The sequence below is a fragment of the Microbacterium cremeum genome (genome assembly GCF_015277855.1).
Lineage (GTDB): Bacteria > Actinomycetota > Actinomycetes > Actinomycetales > Microbacteriaceae > Microbacterium > Microbacterium cremeum.
This window is the reverse complement of record NZ_CP063812.1, coordinates 182590-203594: the sequence shown is the minus strand read 5'-3', so window position 1 is coordinate 203594 and position 21005 is coordinate 182590. Positions and strand designations below refer to the sequence as shown.

The window sequence follows — 21005 nt, the reverse complement described above, 5'->3', positions numbered from 1 at the left end:
CCCCCTGACCCCGAACGGAGAACGCATGGCTCAGGCCAGTCGACTCGTCAAGCCCGAGACCCAGGGTCTCGTGCACCTGACCGTGCTGCGCACGCAGCGACTCTCGCCCCACTGGATGCGCGTCACGCTCGGCGGCGGTGAGATCTCGCAGTTCCGCGCGATGGGCTACGACCAGTGGTTCCGCATCTTCCTGCCGCTCGGCGGCGACGAGGGCCTCGAGCGGCTCCCCGCGAAGGCCAACAAGTTGTTCGGCTACCTGCGGTACCTGCGCATCCCGGACGGCGTGCGGCCGGTGATGCGCAACTACACGGTGCGCGCCTACCGTGCCGCGACGGAGACGACGGATGCCGAGATCGACGTCGACTTCGTTCTCCACGGCTCCGCGGAGGACGGCACGGCGGGCCCCGCGTCGCGCTGGGCCGAGACGTGCGAGCCGGGCGAGAGCGTCGTCATCATCGACGAGGGCCTCGCCTTCAACCCCGAGCGCGGCGTCGACCGCGTCGTGCTCGTCGCCGACGAGACCGGGCTGCCGGCGGTCGCGGGCATCTGCGCGACGCTTCCGGCCGACGCCTCGGGCCTCGCGATCGTGGAGGTGCCCTCGACGGAGGACGCGCTGGACTTCGAGCACCCGGCCGGGATCGCGGTGCGCTGGGTCGTGCGGGAGCACGGCCGCAAGCCGGGGACACTCGCGTTGCAGGCTCTTCGCGAAGCGGCGCTCCCGGATGCCCCGTTCCATGCCTACCTCGTCGGTGAGCAGGCCCTGCCGACCGACGGCCGTCGTCACCTCGTCGGCGAGCGCGGCGTCTCGAAGGACCACGTGAGCTTCTGCGGCTACTGGCGCGAGGGCGCCGCGTCGCCGGCGCCCAAGTCGCAGCGCACGGCCGAGGTGCACGCGTGAGCGCGGAGGGGTCGACCACGACGCCGGCGCAGCCCGCCCTCCGCCGGCGTTCGAACCGTGCCCAGGTCTCGACCGCCTACCTGCTGACGTGCGCCGCCATCGGCGTCGCGGGCGGCATCGTGCTGGCCGCGGGCTGGTGGGTCTCGTCGATGCTGTTCATCGCCGTGCCGCTCGTCTCGGTCGCGATCGCGGGGCTGTGGCTCATGCCCGCCGTCATCGCGCTGCGGCTCCTGCAGCGCCCGCTCGCCGGGCTGCTCGTCGGGCTCATCTCGGGGCTCGTGCTCGCGCCGTTCTTCACGATCGGCGCGATCGGCACGACGCTGTGGTGGTCGTTCTTCGCCGAGCTGGCGTTCATCCTCGTGATCTACCGACTCTGGAGCACGTGGCTGCACTACGTCAGCGCGCTGATCGTCGGCATCGTGTATCCGATCATGGCCGCGGCCTCGTTCGACCTGTGGACGATCCCGGTCGGCATGCAGATCGCCTACTTCGCGATCACGCTGGCCAGCTGCGTCGTCGGCACAGGGCTCGGCATCCTCATCGCCGACCGGCTGCGCAAGGCCGGCGTCGCGAAGCTGGCGCGCCGCCGCGGCCTCGCCTCGCGCGGCCTCGGTCGTGGCGCCGGGCCTGCCGGCCAGCACTGATCCCCCCGCCCCTTCGGCCCCCGTCGCCCGCGCGGCCCCCGCGGCCCCGCGGCCCCGCGGCCCTCGCGGCCCTCGCGGCCCCCGCGCTCTCCGCGAACCCGCCCACCGCTCCGCAGTCACCTTCCGCGCACCCCAGGGCCCACCGGCCGCAAGAAGTGACTGCGGAGCAAGAGCGCCACGCGGCGATCACGATGCGACCGTGAGCGCCGCCCCCACGACCCCGCAAACCCACCCACCGCTCCGCAGTCACCTTCCGCGCACCCCAGGGCCCACCGACCGCAAGAAGTGACTGCGGAGCAAGAGCGCCACGCGGCGATCACGATGCGACCGTGAGCGCCGCCCCCACGACCCCGCAAACCCACCCACCGCTCCGCAGTCACCTTCCGCGCGCTCCAGGGCCCACCGGCCGCGGAAAGTGACTGCGGAGCAAAAGCGCGCCATGCGGGGCGGGCGCTCGCGAGCCGGGGGCGAGTGCCGAAGACGACGGATGCCGCGACCCGCAGCCCTCGAGAGGGCCGGGGTCGCGGCATCCGTCGTTCAGTGGGCGGTGGGGGTCTCGGTTCGGGCCGTTCCTTGCCTGCTCGACCTCGACCCCCCGCGCGTCAGCGCTTGCCGACGATCTGGCGCGAGACGATGTCGCGCATGATCTCGTTCGTGCCGCCGTAGATGCGGTGCACACGAGCGTCGAGGAACGCGCGCGCGATCGGGTACTCGGTGATGTACCCGTAGCCGCCGTGCAGCTGCACGCCGATGTCGAGCAGCTCCCACTCGCGGTCGGTGGCCCAGAACTTGACCTTCGCCGCTTCTTCGGCCGTGAGCTTGGCGTCCTTGTAGAGCATCATCGCGCGGTCGATGTAGGCCCACAGCACGTCGACGGTCGTCGCCATGTCGGCGAGCTTGAAGCGCGTGTTCTGGAAGTCCGCGACCGCCTGCCCGAACGCCTCACGGCTGAGCGTGTAATCGCGGGTCCACACGAAGGCGGCTTCGGCGGCGGCGGCCGCGGCGACACCGATCGACAGGCGCTCGAGCGGCAGGTTCATCATGAGCTGGATGAAGCCCTGGCCCTCTTTGCCGCTGATGAGGTTCTCGTCGGGGACGAACACGTCGGTGAACGACAGCTCGGCGGTGTCCCAGCCGTGGAAGCCCATCTTCTCGAGCTTCTTGCCGTGGTCGAAGCCCTCCATGCCGTTCTCGATGATGAGCAGGCTGAAGGCGTCGGGGCGCGTGCCCTCACCGGTCTTGACGAAGGTGACGACCATATCGGCGGTCTTGCCCGACGAGATGAACGTCTTCGCGCCGTTGACGATGTAGCCGCCGTCGACCTTCTTCGCCGTGGTCTTGATGCCGCGCAGGTCGCTGCCCGCGCCCGGCTCGGTCATCGCGAGAGCACCGAGGATCTCGCCGGTCGCCATGCCGGGGAGCCACTTCTCCTTCTGCTCCTGCGTGCCCATGTGGGCGATGTAGGGCACGGCCAGGTCGTCCTGGATGCCGAGTGCGCCGGCGAGCGAGCCGTGGCCGGCGCTGATCGTCTCTTCGAGGACGATCGCCCGGAAGCGGTAGTCCTGCAGCATGCCGGCGCCGCCGAACTCCTCGGGCACCGAGAGGCCGATGATGCCGGCCTCGCCCGCGGCGAGCATGGTGGCGCGGTCGATCTCGCCGGCCTCGTCCCACTGCTTGCGCTTCTCTTCGGACGCGTAGCGCTTGATGAACTCCTTGACGACGTCGCGGAACGCCTCGTGGTCCTCGTCGTAGATATCCCGCTCCATGGCAGGCGAAACCTCTCTCTTCGTCGAGCCCGCGGCCTCTGGACCACGGCACGGTCGATCCTACGCCCGAACGGCGACATTCAGTCTCATGGATTCTGGGATCGAGTTCCGCGACGGATGCCTCGACCGCTCAATTGGCATACCCCGGGGCGGCCTCGAGCCCGAAGAACTCCTCCAGCGAGGTCCATCCGCCGTCGTGGTACGCCTTCGCGAGCTCCGGACCGATGTAGCGCAGATGCCACGGCTCGGGCAGATAGCCGGTGATGCCGGTCTTGCCCTCGACGTAGCGCACGATCCAGCCGTGCTCCCAGGCGTGCTCGGCGACCCACTGCCCCTGAGGCGTCGCCGCGAGCGCATCGAGACTGCTGCATTGACCGGCGCACGCCACCACGTCGGCGCCGAGACCGAGCTGGTGCTCCGAGTAGCCCGGTCGCGCGCTCACCTGGTCGGCCTGGTCGCCTCGCTCCGCGAAGTGCCGGCCGTAGGTTCGCTGCTGCGCCTCGTACGAACGGAACCCGCTCAGCAAGGCGAGCTCGCCGGCACCGGCGGTGCGCGCCGCCGCGACCAGCGAGACGAGGGCGGATGCGGCATCCGTGCGCAATGCGCCGCCTTCGATGTTGCGCACGCCTTCGGGCAGCACGAGGGGAGCGGGGCGGTACTCGATGGGCGTCGCGGGTCGCAGCTTGTTCACGACGGTCCAGATGCGCGTCGAGTCGCCGAGGTTCACGCACGGCGCCCGTCCGTCCGCGACCGCATCGCGGAACGCCTCGCCACCTCCCGCCGCGACGATCGCACCTTCATCGTCGCCGGCCTGCAGCGCGGCGGCGACCTCGGGAACGGTGCAGAGGTCGGCGACGACCGGGGACTGCTCCAGCTCCGGAACCGGCAGCTGCTCGATCTCGGGAGGATCGTTCGTGAGCGACAGCGCCGCCGGCGCGTCGGTGGCCTCCGGCGGAGTCATGAGCGCCGTGACCAGCGCCGACGACCCGAGCAGGAGCACCGCGCCCGCCGCCAGTCCCGTGGCGACGGCGATCCGCCCCATGCGCCTGGGGCGGGCGTGCTGCGCCGCCGGCGACGAGTCCTCCGACGCCTCGAGCAGCTCGGCGCCGCGCGCGGCACGCCGCGCGCTCGACACCGGCCGGCCCGCGGCCCCGGTCGTCGCCGAACCCGAACCCCTCGAACCCGAACCCCCGGTCGTTGAACCCGAAGCCCCCGTCGTCGAGCCCGAAGCCCCCGTCGTCGCCGAACCCGAACCCCCGCTCCTCGAACCTGAACCCCCGGTCGTTGAGCGAGCGAAGCGAGACGAAACGCCCTGACCCGCGCCGGCCGACCCCGGCCCGGTGCGGACGGCCGGGGGGACGAGGCCCGGAGGGAGCGCGCCGGGCGGTGCGGCAGGCACCGAGACCGGAGCGAAGTCGTCGCTCGGCAGGTCGAATGCGACGAGCTCGTCCCCCTCCGGCTGCGTCTCGCGGGCGCGCCGTTCCGCCTCTTCGCGCATCGCTCGAGCGGCACGACGAGTTCCGGGGGTGGACCGGGGGGCTGCGGGCGGGCCAGGCACCGTCACGTCTGCCATTCTGGCCCCAACGCCGGGCAGGCGCGAGGCACGAGGCAACCGCCGTCTTCGATGTTCTACTCGGACACCGACTCCCTTGACTCACGATCGAACATCTGTTCTCATGGAGTCATGCGTTGGCAGGGTCAGGAGCTGGGGGTGGCGGATGCCGCGGCCCTGCCCGGCATGGAACAGCTCAACGGCCTGGTGCGCTCGGTGACGACGCCAGAGTTCGCGGGCGTGACGTTCCACGAGGTGCTCTGCAAGTCCGCGCTCAACCACGTGCCGAGCGCCTCCGCGATGCCCTTCGACTGGACGGTGAACCCGTACCGGGGCTGCTCGCATGCATGCGTATACTGCTTGCATCCCGACACGCTCGTGCTGATGGCCGAGGGGCGCAGTAAGCGGATCGGCGACATCCGGCCCGGCGACGAGGTGGTCGGCACGCGCCGCGAGGGCACTTATCGGCGCTACGTGAGGGCGACGGTCTCGGCTCAGTGGCGCACCCGCAAGCGTGCGTATCGCATACGACTGGCCGACGACACCGAGCTCATCGCGAGCGGCGACCACCGCTTCCTCACCGAGCGCGGCTGGAAGTACGTGCAAGCGGCGGCGCCGGGCGAGGCCCAGCGTCCGTATCTGACCACCAACAACAAGCTCATGGGATTCGGGCTGGGAGGAACTCGGCCCGCGCCCGATGAGACCGACGACTATCGCGTCGGCTACCTCTGCGGCATGATCCGCGGCGATGCGATGATGCTTCGACGCGAGTATCCCCGCTCGAACGGTCGCGGCACATACCTGGCGAGCCGCTTCCGGCTTGCACTGGCCGACCACGAGGCACTCCACCGCGCACGTGACTACCTCGAGCGGGCCGGTGTGTCGACGATCACGCGCGCGTTCGCGCCCGCGACGGATCGCCGACGCGCCATAGAAGCGATCTTCACCTCGAAGTCGGCGGATTTCGATGTGATCACGTCAACGGTGGGTTGGCCGTCCGCCCCTTCGCCGGAGTGGTCGCGGGGATTCCTGGCCGGCGTCTTCGACGCGGAGGGGAGTTACAGCCGGGGAATCCTGCGAATCTCGAACAAGTCGCCTCAGATGCTCGATGCGATCGGAGCGGCGTTCACCGCACACCAGTTCGATTTCATCGTCGAGCCCGTGAGGCCGAACGGCGTGACTTCGATCAGACTGCTCGGCGGACTCGCTGCCCGCCGTCGCTTCTTCGAACTCGCGCAGCCGGCGATCTCGCGAAAGCTGAACTTGATCGGGGACGCGGTGAAGTCCGACGCACCCCTGAGGGTCGTCTCGATCGACGACCTCGGCGAGACGATCGACATGGTCGACATCACCACTTCGACGGGCGACTTCATCGCGAACGGCGTGGTGAGCCACAATTGCTTCGCCCGCGGGACGCATGAATACCTCGAGCTCGACGCCGGGCGGGACTTCGATACGCAGGTCGTCGTCAAGATCAACGTCGCGGACGTGCTCGAGAAGGAACTGCGGCGCGGATCGTGGCAGCGCGACCCGGTGATGCTCGGAACCAACACCGACCCGTATCAGCGGGCGGAAGGCCGCTACAAGCTCATGCCGGGCATCGTGTCGGCGCTCACCGCATCGGGTACGCCGTTCTCGATCCTCACGAAGGGCACGCTGCTTCGCCGGGATCTGCCGATGCTGAAGGATGCCGCGGCCAGCGTGCGCGTGACCCTCGCGATGTCGATCGCGGTGTTCGACGACGAGTTGCAGCATCTCATCGAGCCAGGAACCCCGAACGCGACCGCGCGGCTCGAGACGGTGCGGGCGGCGACCGAGGCGGGGTTCCGCGTCACGGTGTTCCTGATGCCGATCATCCCGCACCTGACCGACTCCATCGCGGCGATCGACCACGCGCTCACTCACATCAAGGAGGCGGGCGCCGTGCGCGTCGTGTACGGCGCCCTTCACCTGCGGCCCGGAGCGAAGCAGTGGTTCTTGGAGTGGCTCGAGCAGCGGCATCCGGAACTGGTCTCGTCGTATCGCGGGCTGTATCCGGGCATGAGCGCCAACGCGCCGAAGGCCTACAAGGCCTGGCTCGCCAAGCGCGTGCGCCCGCTGCTGCGGGTGCACGGTCTCGACGGGCGCGCGGAAGACGACCAGCCTCGCGGCGCGCCGGTGGCAGGGCTCGCGGCGCGGGCCGACGCACGTGCCGCGTCGATCGTCGTGACATCGCGCGGGCGCGCCGCGGCCGCGCGTCCGGCCGGCGCGGGGCGCGCCACCCCGGCGGCGACCCCGCTGTTCTGAGCCGCCTCACCGCACGAGCTGAGCGCTCGCCTGTACGCGGAGCTGTCGGCTCGGACTCGCTCGGTCATGGCCTGAGATCCTGCGGACGGCCGCGACGGTGGTGCGATCGTATCCGTGGGCGCGCGGGTCCGGGCGATCTCTCACGCTCGGCAGACGGTTCGGTAGGCTCCGACCGTGACCCCTTCGCTGCGCAAGCTCGACGTCCTGGTCGGCATCTGGATCGTCGTCGGGCCGATCCTGCTCGTGGTCGGTCTGCTGTTCGCGTTCTCGAGCCCGGGGCTGATGCCGCTCATCGGAGCGGTGTGCGCGTCGTTCGGCGGCATCCTGCTCATCGGCGCCCTCGCGGGCAAGGTCGCCCTGCTGGCCGTGCAGGCCGTCAACGAGGGCGCGCAGGCCGCCGCGCAGGAGCACCTCCCGCAGTGACGCCCTCCGGCGGCGGAATCGACGAGAACGGTCCCGCCCGTCACGACTGCCCGTGGGGCAGCCGTCGCGCGTGGGGCGCCCGGGCCGGGAGCCCCGTCAGACCAGCGCCGGAGCCGGCGGCACGACCCTTCGCACCGCGTTGCCGTCGGCGCGCGCGGCACCGTGGGGCGCGGCATCCGTCGTCACGAAATCGAGCACGGCGTCGAGGAACGCGTCGGCCTTCAGGATGCGGCTGTGCCCGAGTCCCGTCGTGGCGAGCGAGATCGACCCCGGGTTCGCTCCCGCGATGCGAGCCGCTTCGCCGAAGGGGACCACCCGGTCGCGCTCGTCGTGGACGACCAGCAACGGGGTGCCTGCCGACAGCGGCCGGCGGACGGCGCTGAGCCACGCGAAGGGGTCCTGCTCGGTGGGGAAGTAGCGCCGGACGAACCGGACGGTGAGCTCGCGCGCAACCCCGTCGGAGTAGCCGAGCATCGTCTGGAATTGCGCGAGCAGCAGCTCGGCATCCGCCGGCGACGCCACGGTCACCACGCGCTCCGCCTCGACGCCGCCCGCGACCGCGACCAGTGAGCCGAGACCACCGAACGAGTGCCCGACGACGGCGGCGAAGCGGCCGTGATGCGCCTGCAGCTGCGTCAGCACATCGATCCAGTCGACGAGATACGTGCGGCGACCCGCCGATTCGCCGTGCGCGGGGGCGTCGAAGGCGACCACCCGGAACCCCTCGGCGACGAGGTCGCGCACGAGGGTGGCGAACTGACTGGCTCGCCCGTCCCAGCCGTGTGCGAGCACGACGGTGCGCTCGCCCGATCCCCATTCGTACACCGTGACATCGGTGCCGCGCCGGTGGACCCCGGCGATGCGGATGGTGCGGCGGCGTGCGCGCGACATCGTGTACTCGTCGTCACGGTGCACCGGCCGGGGCTTGGCCACGGAGGCGAACAGCGGCATGGCGACCGCTGCGCCCCAGCGCGGCGAGACGGTCGATGCGGCACGGACGGAGGTGCCGGCGAGTGCGAGCCCGAGTTCCATGGGGCCTCCAATCCTGAAGTGTACGAACGATCGTACGTATGAATACGAACGATCGTACGGTAATCTCGTCCCATGACACAAGAGCGGATCGACGGCCGGCGGATGCGCGGCGACGAGTCACGTCGCGCGATCCTCGCCCACGCCGTCGACACCGCGTCGGTCGACGGTCTGGACGGGCTCACGATCGGACGGCTGGCGGATGCCGCAGGCCACAGCAAGAGCGGCGTCGCCACGCTCTTCGGCTCGAAGGAGCAGCTGCAGCTGGCCGTGGTGGCCGCGGCGCGCGAGGTCTTCATCGACCACGTCGTCGCCCCGGCGCGCGCGAGCACGGAGCGCGGTCTCGGGCGCGTGTGCGCGCTGTTGACGCTGTGGCTCGCCTACTCCGAGACGCGTGTCTTCCGGGGCGGCTGCTTCTTCGCCGCGACGTCGGTCGAGTTCGACTCGAAGCCCGGACCCGTGCGCGACGCCGTCGTGGCGGCGTCAGGCGAGTGGGAGGACTACCTCACCGTCAGCATCGAGCACGCCGTGGCTGCAGGCGAGCTGCCCGAGCTGATCGACGCCCGGCAGCTCACGTTCGAGATGGTGTCGTTCCTGGAGGCCGCCAACACGCGCTCGCTGCTCCACGCGAGCACCGAGCCCTACGCCCGCGCGGCGACGGCGGTCCGATCGCGACTCATCGGCCTGGGCGGCGACCCCGAGCTCGTCGCCACTGTGCGCGGGTCCCGCGCGAACTGACCCCACGCCACGAACACCGTGCACCCGGGCACGCCGCAGGGCGGGCGCACCGTCGGGTGCGTGCGCCCGCCCTGGGCAGGGTTCAGCTGCGGAGCAGCGCGCCGGTCACCGGCGCCACGGTCCGTGCTTGGCGCCGGGCACGTCGGCGCGGCTCCACCACTGCGCGGTATAGGTGACACCGCCGTAGACGACCTGGTCACCCTTGAGGTAGATGCGGTCGGCGTACCAGTCCTGCACGGTGGCGGGGTCGATGCCGCACGCGGTCAGCGTGCTCCACGGGCCGCGCACGGACGCGCCGGGCTCGTCGCCTCTCGCGTACCACTGCGCTTCGAATACGCGCCCGTCGAGGAACACCAGCTCTCCCCCGCGGTACGTGGTGCGCGCGTTCCACGGCGCGGCCGCGGCATCCGGGGTCTGCGCGCACAACAGGGCGGGCGAGCCTGCGACCGGCCCGGGCGCTGCGGCACGGAGCACGTCGGCCGATGCCGCCGAGAGGTCGCCGGCGACGTCGTTGCCGATCTCCCAGAAGTCGACGCCGCCGAGGCCCTGCGAGATCGCCCACGCCGTCTTCTCGGCGACGGCGAGTTCGTCGTCGAACGACCAGAACTCGCGGGCCGCGGCGTCGTAGCCCCACGTCGCGTTGAACGCGCCGTCGGCGGTGTACTCGTGGTGGATCTCGAGGTCGCGAGCCTTCAGCTGATCCCACGTGATCTGGCCGAGGCCGCCGCCCGAGACGCTCCACGGCTGCGGCTCGGCGTCCCGCCACCCCTGCCCATAGGCCGCGAGGCCGAGGTTGAGCTTGGCGGGATCGACGCCCGCGTTCACGTAGGCGGCGACGACGGTGTCGAGGCCGAGGCCCCAGTTGTGCGCAGGATCGCCGTACACGTTGCCCTGGTGCCCGGTCTCTGCGGTCCACGAGCCCCACAGGTCGTAGCCCTGCAGGTTGCCGTAGTCGAGGTTCGCCCACAGCTCCGGCGTGTTCCAGCCGCCGGCGGCGATCTGGGTCGGTCCGGCCGGCAGGAACGCCGAGATCTCGTAGTCGGCGCCGGTCTCGGTCTCGACGGCGTCGAGCTGCGCCCGCAGCTCCGCGACGAACGCGATGAAGTTCGCCTTGTCGGCTATCGGATCGACGCTGTTGCCGACCTCCTGGGCCCAGTCGGGTGCGCCCGGCCACTCCCAGTCGAGGTCGAAGCCGTCGAAGATGCCCGCGGCGACGCCGGCGCCGCCGCGCCCGTCGATCTCGGGCAGGTTGCCGCGGATGTAGAGGTCGATGCACGACTGCGCGAGGTTCGCGCGCAGCTGGGGCGTCGCCACCGCCCTCGAGAAGGACTTCGACCACGACCAGCCGCCGAGCGAGATGTTGACCTTGAGGTCGGGATAGAGCCGCTTCAGCTGCCGCAGCTGATTGAAGTTGCCGGCGAGCTTCTGCTTCTTTCCGTCGGGGATGCCGAGCACGGACTGCTCGGCGGTGAAGGCGTGCACGAAGTCACTGTCGGCATCGCCCGCGGTATCGGTGAGGCCGGGCCCGGCAGCCGGGGTGTCGGAGATGAAGCACGTGTGCGGGTCGACGTCGTCGAGTCCCTTCACGCCGGCGGCGCGCGCGGCGTCGAGCGCCGCCTGGTCGCCGGCGATGTTGCCGAACGAGTAGTTGAGGTGGGTGAGGTTCGCACCGGCGGTGGTGCCGACGAACAGCCGCTTGAGCGTGGCCTGGGCCTCGCCGGTCGCGCGCCATTGGCCGTAGTAGCCGACGTTGCGGTAGCCGTTGAGCGTCGTGGTGGGCGTGGGATCTTCGGAGGCGGCGACAGCGGGGGATGCCGCGAGCAGGCCGGCGACGAGCGCTCCGGCGACGGCGGCTGCAAGAGCCGGGATTCTGCGGGGGGACACACAAGCTCCTTCGATTGCGGGGGGAGGCCGCATCCGTCGGGATTAGGTAAGCGTCCTAACAAATGCGGTATGCCCATTCTGGCATGGGGCCTCCATCAGCGGAAGACCCGGAGCACTCCCCGGCCGCGCCCGCCGGTCAGCGAGGAGCGCGCAGCTCGTCGAGGATCGGGTCCCCGGGCCGCGCCTCGTCGAACGGCGCCTCGATCTCGGCGCGCTCGAGCAGCTCGGCCAGGCGCGCCCGGCGCTGACGGGTCACCAGAGTCACCACCGTCCCGGCGCGGCCGGCGCGGCCGGTCCTGCCGGCGCGATGCAGATACGCCTTGAACTCGTCGGGCGGATCGGCCTGCACCACGAGATCGATGTCGTCGACGTGGATGCCGCGTGCCGCGACATCCGTCGCCACCAGAACGCCGACCTTGCCCGAGGTCAGACGCTCGAGGTTGCGCGTGCGGCGCGCTTGATCGAGGTCGCCGTGGAGCGCGAGCGCACGGACTCCTGCCTGCTCGAACTGCTCGGCCAGCATCTCGGCGTACGCGCGCGTGCGCGAGAAGACGAGCGTCTTGCCCGGGCGGTCCACCAGGGTGCGAAGGATCTCCGCCTTGTCGCGGTGGTCGACGACGAGCACACGATGGTCGATCGCCGCCGTCGCCTGCGTCTCGCCGGCCACCTCGTACACCGCGGGATCCGAGAGGAACTCGGTCACCAGCGCCTCGACCTCGCGGTCGAGGGTCGCCGAGTACAGCAGCTTCTGCGACCGGCGCGGAGTGCGCCGCAGCAGCCGCTGGACGGCCTCGACGAATCCGAGCTCGGCCATGTGGTCGGCTTCGTCGAGCACGATGACCCGGATGGCCGAGAGATCGAGTGCACGCTGCTCGACGAGGTCCTCGATGCGGCCGGGAGTGCCGATCACGATGTCGATGCCCTTCTTGAGCGCACCGAGCTGCCGCCCGTGCGACACGCCCCCGTAGATCTGCGTCGTGTACAGCCCCACGCTGCGGGCGATCGGCTGGATGGTGGCATCGATCTGCAGCGCGAGCTCGCGGGTCGGCGCGAGGATCAGCGCTCGCGGCGCGCGACCGATCTCGCGCTTCTGCCCCGCCTGCGAGCGCAGCACGCTCTCGACGAGCGGCGCGCCGAACGCGATCGTCTTGCCCGAGCCGGTGCGCCCGCGCGCGAGCACGTCGCGTCCTTCGAGGATCGGCGGAATCGTCGCGGCCTGAATGGCGAACGGATGCCGCGCCCCCAGCTCGTCGAGCGCTTTGACGATGTTCTGGCCGAGGCCGAGGTCGCCGAAGGTCGCCCCGGCGAGATCGCCGGGAGCGACGGACTGAGCCTCGAGCCGCTGCGGCGCGGCGGGCAGCGTGCCGGGGCGGCGGGTGTCGCGACGGCCGCGGTCGGGTTCGCGCGGCGGCTTGCGAGGCGCGGAGTCGGCGCGGCCGTCGCGCGCGTGAGTGCGGATCGCGCGTGCTTCATCGCGCCCGACGCGCTCCTGCTCCGACCAGCGACGCTTGGGCGAGCCTGAGCCCGAGCCCTCGCGGCCGGAGGCTTCGGGGGCGGTCTGGCCCTGTCGATATCCGCGATGGCCAGGGCTTCTGCTGCCCGGTTTGCCGGCGGAAGCCTCGCCGGGGCGCCGTTTCGGCTCGTCGTCGCGCGTGCGTCCGGCGTCCTTCGCGGAGCGATACTTGGGGTTGTATCGGGGGTCGAAGTTCTTGGCGGGGCGACCGCCGGCCGGCTTCTTCTTCTTGGGCATGCGCGTTCCTCGTTGTGCGTCCGTGTGGACTCGCACACCGCCCGAACCCGCGCGGCGGCCGGAGCCGACCGCACCAGCGTACCCGCGCGGTTGCTCAGGGAATCCTTAGCGCTGCGAAAGACGACCAGCGTTCTCACCGCTGTCCGGGCTACTGTGTGACTGAGCGGCTTGCCGCTGACTGGGGATTTTTTGTTGTTGTCGTATGGCGGGCCCCGGTTTCGGGTCTCGTTGGGGGCGGCCCGAGGCCGGCAGGCACGCCACAGAACCGATCGTGAATCGTATGCCTCCTACGACCCTCGCCGACGCACCTGAAGCACCAGCCGTTCCTCTTCCGGTGGACGTGATCGCCGATCCGTCCGCGCACGCGCCCGTCTCGTCACCGCGGCCCGCGAGGTCCGGCGCGGTGCCCTCTCATCACGCCGTCGCGCACGGCATCGGCCGGCTGGCCGTGCTGTCGCTCCCCGTCGGCGTGGCCATCGCCGCTCTCACCACCCAGGACCCGCTGTGGTGGCATCTCCACTTCTCGCAGTTGGGAACGTTCACCGACTTCTCGGGCCGCGCGTTCAACACCACCGTGATGTTCGCGGGCTTCTTCCTCGCGGCGTACGGTGTGTTCCTCGCCGTCGCCCTGCCTGTCCACACGCGCCGCCGCACGGCGCGGGCCCTCCGCGGATCGGTGGTCTCAGCCGGTCTCCACCTCACCGCGGTCGGCCTCGTGCCGATCCCCGTGAGCTCGGTCATGCACGACATCATCGCGAGCGGGCTCGGCCTGTCGTTCCTCGCGATCGTCGTCAGCGCGCTCGGTCTGCCCGGGAGCAGCCGCGGCTTCCGGGGCGCCACCGCCCTGTGCGTCGGGCTGCTGGCCACGGGCATGGTCGTGCTGACGGCCGGCTTCATCACCCTCGCCCTGTTCGAGTTCGTGGCCTTCGTCTCGATGGGCATCTGGCTGCTGTCACTGCCCCGCGTGCTCGCGCATCGCGCACCGGTCACCGGCATCGCCCGCGCGCGCCGCGCCCGGCGCCCTTCGCCTCATGGCGCACGACGGGCGTCGGCCGCACCCAAGCGCCGCGCGAGCTGGCGTCCCGCGTCGGCGCCGCGGTCGGGCGACACCACCCGAGAATGGATGCCATGGCAGAACCAGTGGCCCACCCCATCACCGTCGCGATCGAGCGGCGGATCGATCCCTCTCGCACCGCAGAGGCCACGAGCTGGATGCAGGCGGGCACCGATCTCGCGGCAGGCTTCCCCGGCTTCCTCGGCTCGGGGTGGGTTCGCGCCGGTGAAGGCAGCGACCTCTGGTACATGCTCTACCGCTTCCGCGACATCGCCACTCTCGAAGGCTGGGAGGACTCGCCGCAGCGCGCCTGGTGGCTCGACTCGGGTCGTTCCTTCGCGCACGAGGTCAGAGTCGAGCGGCGCACCGGCATCGAAGGCTGGTTCGACGCCCCGTTCGCCACGCAGATCGAATCGCGTCCGGCCGGCGCGGCCGGGGCGCCCGGTGGCGGCGAGCCGCCGCGGACCGGGCCGATCCAGCAGCCGATCCCGGCGGCTCCCCCGCGCTGGAAGCAGGCGGTCACCATCTGGCTCGGATTCTTCCCGACGAACCTCCTGGCAAGCTGGCTCCTCGGGTTCATCCCGGGCTTCGGCGAGTGGCCGCTGATCGCACGGGTGCTGCTGGCGACCCTGCTGCTCACGCCGGTGATGACGTACGCGGTGCTGCCGTGGGTCACGCGCGTGCTTCGCCCGTGGCTGCAGCGCGCCGCGTAAGCCTCCGCCCGCCCTCGCCCTGACCCGACCTCGCCCGACCCCACCTGCGAAAACACCAGTCCGTCACCACGACACGCCGGGAACGGATGCCGGACCCCGGCGTGTCACGTCACCGGCTGGTGTTTTCGCACCTCAGTCGCGGGTGCCGTCGGGCCCGGACGGCTGCTCCGGCTCAGCGCCTGACTCCGGTTCGGTGTCGGGCTCGGGCTCGGACTCGGAGTCGGAGTCGGCATCGGGCTCGGGCTCGGGCTCGGGCTCGGCGTCGAGGTCAGCGCCGGACGCGGGCCCGGCGTCGAACGCGGACGCGGGCTCGGGCTCGGGCTCGGGCTCCGCCTCTGCCGTAGCCTCGGGCTCCGCCGATCCCGCTGCGCCCTCGGCCTCCGCCGATCCCGCTGCGCCCTCGGCCTCCGGCGCATCGGTCGCAGCGACCTCGACCGCATCGGACACGTCGGCCGACCCATCGCGCTCGGCGGAGTCGGACGTCACGGACGCCGCCTCCCCCTCCGGCTCTCCGATCGGGAGCGTGCCGTCGGAGCCGGCCTCGGCGACGACCTCCTCCGGAACGAAGGCGGCGACCTCGGGCTCGACCTCCACCTCGGGCTCGACCTTCTCCGGAACGAAGGCGGCGACCTCGGGTTCGACCTCCACCTCGGCCTCGACCTCCACCTCGGGCTCGCCCTCCGGTCCGACGTGGGGCTCGGCCTCCGGCGCGACCTCCTCGACCTCGGGCTCAGCGTCGGCCTCGACCGCCGCAGCAGGAGCGCCGGGGGCCTGCCCGCCGGGCTCCGCGTCCTGCGGCACCTCGATGTCGGGGTCTTCCTCGAGCGGCGGCACGACCATCGCCGCGGCAGCGCCGGCAGCACCGGCGGCACCCGCGGCGCCGTTCGCGGCCGCCGCTTCACGCAGCCGTCGCTGACGGCGCGTCTCGAACGCGGCACCGGACGCCTCGGCATCGGCAGCCCCGGCGCCGACGGCCACGAGCGCGAGTGCGGGCTCGGGCTCGGCATCCGTCCCCTCCGGCGCATCGCCCTCGGGAGCCGGCCCGCCGTCGCCGCCATCGCCTCCGTCGTCGCCGCGGCGTCGCGCCTCGCGGCGCTCCTTCGCCCCCTCGACGAGGTTGTAGAGGGTCGGCAGCACGAGCAGGGTCAGCACCGTCGACGACACCAGGCCGCCGATCACGACGATCGCGAGGGGCTGCGAGATGAAGCCGCCGTGGCCGGTGATGCCCAGCGCCATCGGAGTGAGCGCGAAGATCGTCGCGAGAGCCGTCATGAGGATCGGGCGCAGGCGTCGCGCACCGCCCGCGATGGTCGCGTCGTGCGCCGAGAGCCCCTTGGCGCGGTACTGGTTCACCAGGTCCACGAGCACGATGGCGTTCGTGACCACGATTCCGATCAGCATCAGCACGCCGATGAGCGAGGCGACACCGAGCGGCACGCCGGTGGCGATCTGCAGCAGGATCGCTCCGGTCGCCGCGAACGGCACCGAGACCAGCAGCAGCAGCGGCTGACGCAGCGACTTGAAGGTCGCCACCATCACGATGTAGACGATGAGGATCGCCGCGAGGAGCGCCAGGCCCAGCTGCGAGAACGAGTCCTGCTGCTGCGAGACGACGCCGCCGAGCGACGCGTCGGCGGCTGCCGGCAGGTCGGCGTCGGCGATCGCCTCGGTGACCGCCGCGGTGGCGGCGGTGAGGTCGTCGGTCGACGGCGTGACCGTCACCGTCGCGGTGCGCTGGCCGCGCTCGGTGGTGATGGATGCCGGACCCTCGCTCTCTTCGACGGTCGCGACCTCTTCCAGCGGCACGGGTCCTGCCGCGGTCGGCACGGGCAGCTGCCGCAGCTCGTCGAGCGAGGCCGGCGTCTCGGGGGCGGCGAGGTAGACCGTCAGCGACGTGTCGTCGATCTCGGCCGTCCCGATCGATCGCGGCTGCATCGTGTTCGACACGAGCGCGCCGACCGCGACCTCCGACAGCCCCAGCGACGCGGCGGCGTCGCGGTCGACGACCACGGCGATGTAGGGGAGCGATGCCGACAGGTTGCTCGACACCTGGCTGATGCCGTCGAGCCCGTCGACCGCGTCGACCACGGCATCGGTGGCCTCCTGCAGCGTCTGAGAGTCGGGCGCGGTGACGTCGATCTCGATGTCGCTCGAGCCGAATCCGCCGCCCGCGGCGGCGACGGTGACCTCGCCGACGTCGTCGAGGTCGGCGACCGCCTGCTGGACCTCCTCGCGGATGGCGATCTGGTCGGCGTCCGGATCGGTCGTGATCGAGTATGTGATGCCGGCGCCGCCGCCCGAGAAGGCGTCGCGCAGCGGCGACCCGCTCGATCCGATCGACACCTGGACGGTCTCGATGCCGGGGATGCCGATGAGGGCGTCCTCGACCTTCTGCGCAGCCTCGTCCTCGGCGTCGAGGCTGGGCGAGGCTCCGATGTCCTGCGTGACCGTGAAGGTGTTCTGCCCCGAGTCGCCGAGGAAGTTCGTCTTCATGAACGGTGCCGCAGCAGCGGTGCCGACGAGCACGAGCACGGCGAGCAGCAGCGTGACCCACGAGTGCTTGAGCGTCCACCGCAGGATCGGCAGGTACGACTTCTGCAGGCGCGACGGCGGCGCGTCGGCCGCCTCGGGGTCGACCTCGTTGCCGTCGGCGTCGAGGAGCGGCTTGCCGGGCTTGAGGAACCAGTATGCGAGCACCGGCACGATCGTGAGGGCGACCAGCAGCGAGGCCGACATCGCGATCGTCACGGTCAGGGCGAACGGCCGGAACAGCTCGCCGGTGATGTCGCCGACGAAGGCGATCGGCAGGAACACGGCGACCGTCGTGATCGTCGACGACGTGATGGCGGTCGCGACCTCGCGCACCGCGAGCGTGATCGAGGCGAGCTTGCCGGCGTCGCCGACGTAGTGGCGCTTGATGTTCTCGATCACCACGATCGAGTCGTCGACCACGCGCCCGATCGCGATCGTGAGCGCGCCGAGCGTGAGGATGTTGAGCGAGTACCCGAACGCCTGGATGCCGATGAACGTGATGAGCACGCTGGTCGGGATCGAGATCGCTGCGACGAGCGTCGAGCGCACCGACAGCAGGAACACGAAGATGACCAGCACCGCGAACACGAGGCCGAGGAGCCCCTCGACGGCGAGCGTCTCGATCGACTGCTCGATGTAGGGGGCCTGGTCGAACACGACGGTGAACTCCGCGCCGCCGAGGGACTCCTCGAGGTCGGGGAGCAGCTCGAGCACCGCATGCGAGACGTCGACGGTGTTCGCCGCCGGGAGCTTCGTGACCGCGATGGTCAGCGCGGGCTCGCCGTCGACGCGCGAGATCGACGTGACCGGATCCGTCTCCTGCGCCACCGTCGCGACATCCCCGATCGTGACCGTGCCCGCGGCGGCCTGCTCCGGCGAGGTCGGCACGAGCGGCAGCGCGGCGATGTCGTCGACCGTGGTGATCTTCGATCCGGTCTGCACCGTGAGCGTCTGGCCGTCCTCGGTGACCTCGCCACCGGGGAAGAGCACGCCGTTCTGCTCCATCGCGTCGGTGATGGCCTGCTGCGTGTAGCCGGCTTCGGCGAGCGCGGCCTGATCGGGCGTCACCGTGACGCGCTGGCCGACGCCGCCGACGATCGTGGCCGTGTTCACGCCCGCGATGTCTTCGAGATCGGGAATGACCGATGCCTCGAGCTGCGCCTGGATCGCCTCTTCATCGCCGTAGCCCGTGACCGCCAGCTGCACGACCGGGAAGTCGTCGATGCTCGCGGTGAGCACCTGGGGCTCGACGCCGTCGGGCAACTGGTTCTCGATGCGATTGATCGCCTGGGCGATCTTCTGCTCGGCCGTCGCCAGGTCGGTGCCGTACGTGAAGGAAGCCTGGATCACCGACGCGTTGGTGGTGCTCGTGGCGCTCGTCGACTCGAGGCCCGGCACACCCTGGATGGCGGTCTCGATGGGCGTCGAGACGTCGTTGTTGACGACCTCGGGCGATGCGCCGGGGTACGTCGACACGATGATGAGCGTGGGGAACTCGATCGACGGGATCAGTTCCTGCTTGAGGTTCGTCAGAGCGAGCCCGCCGAAGATGGCGGCCACGATCGTGATCAGCGCGATGAGCGCGCGGTTCTTGAGACTCAGGACGGCGAGGTTCGACACGGATGCCTTCGCTGGTGGATGGTGCAACGGATGATCTCGATACGGGGTCGACGACGTCGCCTTCCGCACTCGATCCGGCGGCGGGACGGCGCCCGCGCGGATACGGGGATGTATCGGCTTCAGTATTTCATGCGGTTCTCATCCGGCCGCGCCCGCGATCCAGCCGCCGAGCAGCAGCCCGGCCCCGGCGCCGACGACGGCGAGCGCGAACGTGCCGAACAGGTTGAGCGCGGCATCCCGCCATCGCCGTCGTTGCGCGAGCAGCACCGTCTCGACCGACACGGTGCTGAAGGTCGTGTAGCCGCCGAGCAGCCCCATGCCCACGGCGAGCGCGAGCTCGGGCGCGACGATCGCGCCGAGCGCGGTGAGCACTCCGAGCGCGAAGGACCCCGAGACGTTCACCACGAGGATCCCGACCGGGAACCGCCCGCCCTCCCGCGGCGCGAAGACGCGGTCGACGACGTACCGCAACGCTGCACCGAGGCCGCCCGACACGGCGACGACGAGCATCGGCCACCCGTTCATTCGGCGGTCTCCGGCGGCTCGACCTCGCCCGGGCGGTCCACGATCCGGCGCCCGATGAAGAGCCCGACGATCGCGGCGGCGACTCCGCCGACGACGGATGCCGCGGCCAGCCCGACCGCGAGCACCGGCGTCGAGAGCCACAGCGCCGTCTCGACCGCGAACGCGCTGTAGGTGGTGAACCCGCCCAGCACCCCCGTGCCGAGGAACGCGCGAGCGCGCGGGCGCCGATCGTCGAGCCAGCCGACGACGATGCCGAGCAGCAGCGACCCCGTCGCGTTGACGGCGAGGGTGACCCAGGGCACGACGGCGGCGTCGCCCAGCGGCGCGACGATCGCCGCGCGGGCGAGGACCCCGATCGTCCCGCCGGCCGCCACGTACGCGAGCACGCGGGCGTCGATCGGCTGGGGCATGGATTCACGGTACCCGGCTCCCGAACGGCGTTTCGTCTCGCTCGTCCCTCGCTCGCGCAACGACCGGAGGGGCCGTCGCGCGGGCGGGCTCCTCTCTCTCCCCCCCGAACCGCGCTTCCGGTCGTTGAGCGAGCGAAGCGAGACGAAACGCGCCGAAGCGAGACGAACGCGCCGAAGCGGTCAGCGGCCGGAGGTTCCGGGGCGCAGCAGCGCGCGGATCGCCGACTCGGGCGAGATCGACAGGTCGAGCAGATGACCGTCGCGGTATCGCGCGAACACCCGCGGGTCGATGTAAGACCCCCGCGCGACCGCGGGCGTGTTGCCGAGCGCCTCGGCGGTGGCGCGCACCGCCAGCTGCTCGGCGCGCTTGCGGTCGCGCGCGGTGTCGACCGTGCCGATGCGTGCGAGCGCCTCGGCCGCGAGGATCGTCCCGCGCAGCGTCCGGAAGTCCTTCGCGGTGAACGACCCGCCGGTGAGCGCCCGCACGAAGGCGTTCACCTCGGCCGGCGTCAGCGCCACCCGCCGTCGCCCCCGCTCCCACGCGAGCAGCGCCGACCGCGGCCGGCCGGCGGCCAGCAGCGCGACGACCTCGGCGAGGTCGGCGTCGTCGATCTCGATCAGCTGCCGCTTGCCGCTCTTGCCGGGGAACGACAGGGTGACCACGGAACCCTGCACCGAGGCATCCCGTCGCTGCAGGGTCGTCAGGCCCCGGCTGCCGTGCGCGGCGAGGTAGCGCTCGGACCCGATGCGCGGAGCCGCCTGATCGAGCAGGCGGAACGACACCGCCAGCACCCGCTCGCGATCGAGCGCGCCGCGCCGCAGCGACGTGGTGACGCGGCGCGGGCGCGCGGCAGCGTCTCGGCGAGCGCGAGCGCCCGCGCGAACTTGCCCCGGTCGCGGCCGGCCGTCCACTGCGGGTGGTAGAGGTACTGGCGGCGTCCGGCGTCATCGGTGCCGACCGCCTGGATGTGCCCGTCGGGGCGGGCGCTGATCCAGACGTCCTCCCACGCCGGCGGGATCACCAGCGCGTGGATGCGATCGACGTGCCCGGCGCCGGGGCTGCGCCCCTTCGCATCGAGGTAGCGGAATCCGGAGCCCGCACGCACGCGCCGGAACCCGGGATCGTGGTGGGGGCGCACGCGCGCGAGTCGCGGCATCCGTCACCCCCTTCGACGAGCCCG

13 protein-coding genes and 3 pseudogenes are annotated in these 21005 nt (G+C 71.4%); 7 read left to right on the top strand and 9 right to left on the bottom strand.

The features are described 5' to 3' along the window. Positions 1–25: 25 nt before the first annotated feature. Complete coding sequence (locus IM778_RS00895; protein WP_194410232.1) at positions 26–898, top strand: siderophore-interacting protein; 873 nt, start codon at positions 26–28, stop codon at positions 896–898. Continuing rightward, positions 895–1542 (top strand): ECF transporter S component, encoded by a 648-nt coding sequence (locus IM778_RS00890; RefSeq protein ID WP_194410231.1) that lies wholly within the window; start codon positions 895–897, stop codon positions 1540–1542. Before IM778_RS00895 ends, IM778_RS00890 begins: the two co-directional genes overlap by 4 nt. Positions 1543–2144: 602 nt before the next feature. Here the strand turns inward: IM778_RS00890 and IM778_RS00885 are convergent. Both IM778_RS00885 and IM778_RS00880 read right to left on the bottom strand, forming a co-directional pair. Continuing rightward, positions 2145–3308: an acyl-CoA dehydrogenase family protein gene (locus IM778_RS00885; RefSeq protein ID WP_194410230.1), complete on the bottom strand. Its 1164-nt coding sequence runs from the start codon at positions 3306–3308 to the stop codon at positions 2145–2147. A gap of 130 nt (positions 3309–3438) precedes the next feature. After that, a complete protein-coding gene (locus tag IM778_RS00880) occupies positions 3439–4443 on the bottom strand; it encodes a M15 family metallopeptidase (protein ID WP_194410229.1) in 1005 nt (334 codons plus the stop codon). A gap of 549 nt (positions 4444–4992) precedes the next feature. Between IM778_RS00880 and IM778_RS00875 the strand changes: the two genes are divergently transcribed. Together IM778_RS00875 and IM778_RS00870 are read left to right on the top strand one after the other, a co-directional pair. Further along, complete coding sequence (locus tag IM778_RS00875) at positions 4993–7146, top strand: intein-containing Rv2578c family radical SAM protein (protein WP_194410228.1); 2154 nt, start codon at positions 4993–4995, stop codon at positions 7144–7146. A 174-nt stretch (positions 7147–7320) separates the two neighbouring features. Next, positions 7321–7569, top strand: coding sequence for a hypothetical protein (locus IM778_RS00870; RefSeq protein WP_194410227.1), 249 nt, complete (start codon positions 7321–7323; stop codon positions 7567–7569). A gap of 96 nt (positions 7570–7665) precedes the next feature. Here IM778_RS00870 and IM778_RS00865 read toward each other — a convergent pair whose 3' ends face one another. Further along, the gene (locus IM778_RS00865; RefSeq protein ID WP_194410226.1) at positions 7666–8601 is read right to left on the bottom strand and encodes an alpha/beta fold hydrolase; all 936 of its coding nucleotides are present in this window, start codon (positions 8599–8601) and stop codon (positions 7666–7668) included. A gap of 72 nt (positions 8602–8673) precedes the next feature. Here IM778_RS00865 and IM778_RS00860 point away from each other — a divergent pair, with 72 nt between their 5' ends. Further along, the gene (locus IM778_RS00860) at positions 8674–9336 is read left to right on the top strand and encodes a TetR/AcrR family transcriptional regulator (protein ID WP_194410225.1); all 663 of its coding nucleotides are present in this window, start codon (positions 8674–8676) and stop codon (positions 9334–9336) included. A gap of 105 nt (positions 9337–9441) precedes the next feature. Here the strand turns inward: IM778_RS00860 and IM778_RS00855 are convergent, their stop codons facing one another. Further along, on the bottom strand, positions 9442–11220 hold the full coding sequence (locus tag IM778_RS00855; RefSeq protein ID WP_194410224.1) for a glycosyl hydrolase family 18 protein: 1779 nt from the start codon (positions 11218–11220) through the stop codon (positions 9442–9444). A gap of 136 nt (positions 11221–11356) precedes the next feature. Next, entirely contained in the window at positions 11357–12970 is a 1614-nt protein-coding gene (locus tag IM778_RS00850; protein WP_194410223.1) for a DEAD/DEAH box helicase, read from the bottom strand. 202 nt (positions 12971–13172) lie between these two features. On the opposite strand from IM778_RS00850, the pseudogene IM778_RS17950 reads away from it, so the two are divergent. Both IM778_RS17950 and IM778_RS00840 read left to right on the top strand, forming a co-directional pair. Further along, positions 13173–13865 (top strand): annotated as a pseudogene (locus IM778_RS17950) (hypothetical protein); the annotation flags it as partial. A 233-nt stretch (positions 13866–14098) separates the two neighbouring features. Further along, a complete protein-coding gene (locus IM778_RS00840) occupies positions 14099–14737 on the top strand; it encodes an antibiotic biosynthesis monooxygenase (protein WP_228484671.1) in 639 nt (212 codons plus the stop codon). 984 nt (positions 14738–15721) lie between these two features. On the opposite strand, the pseudogene IM778_RS00835 reads toward IM778_RS00840, so the two are convergent. The 4 genes and pseudogenes from IM778_RS00835 to IM778_RS00820 form a co-directional block, all read right to left on the bottom strand. Next, positions 15722–18889: pseudogene (locus IM778_RS00835) on the bottom strand (efflux RND transporter permease subunit); the annotation flags it as partial. A gap of 138 nt (positions 18890–19027) precedes the next feature. Continuing rightward, positions 19028–19399, bottom strand: a complete 372-nt coding sequence (crcB, locus tag IM778_RS00830; RefSeq protein WP_228484670.1) for a fluoride efflux transporter CrcB — start codon at positions 19397–19399, stop codon at positions 19028–19030. An 11-nt stretch (positions 19400–19410) separates the two neighbouring features. Next, positions 19411–19824 carry a fluoride efflux transporter FluC gene (locus tag IM778_RS00825; protein WP_194410218.1) on the bottom strand — a complete coding sequence of 138 codons (414 nt, stop codon included), beginning with the start codon at positions 19822–19824 and terminating at the stop codon, positions 19411–19413. Positions 19825–20004: 180 nt separating this feature from the next. Further along, positions 20005–20981, bottom strand: a pseudogene (locus IM778_RS00820) (DNA topoisomerase IB). Positions 20982–21005: the final 24 nt, after the last annotated feature.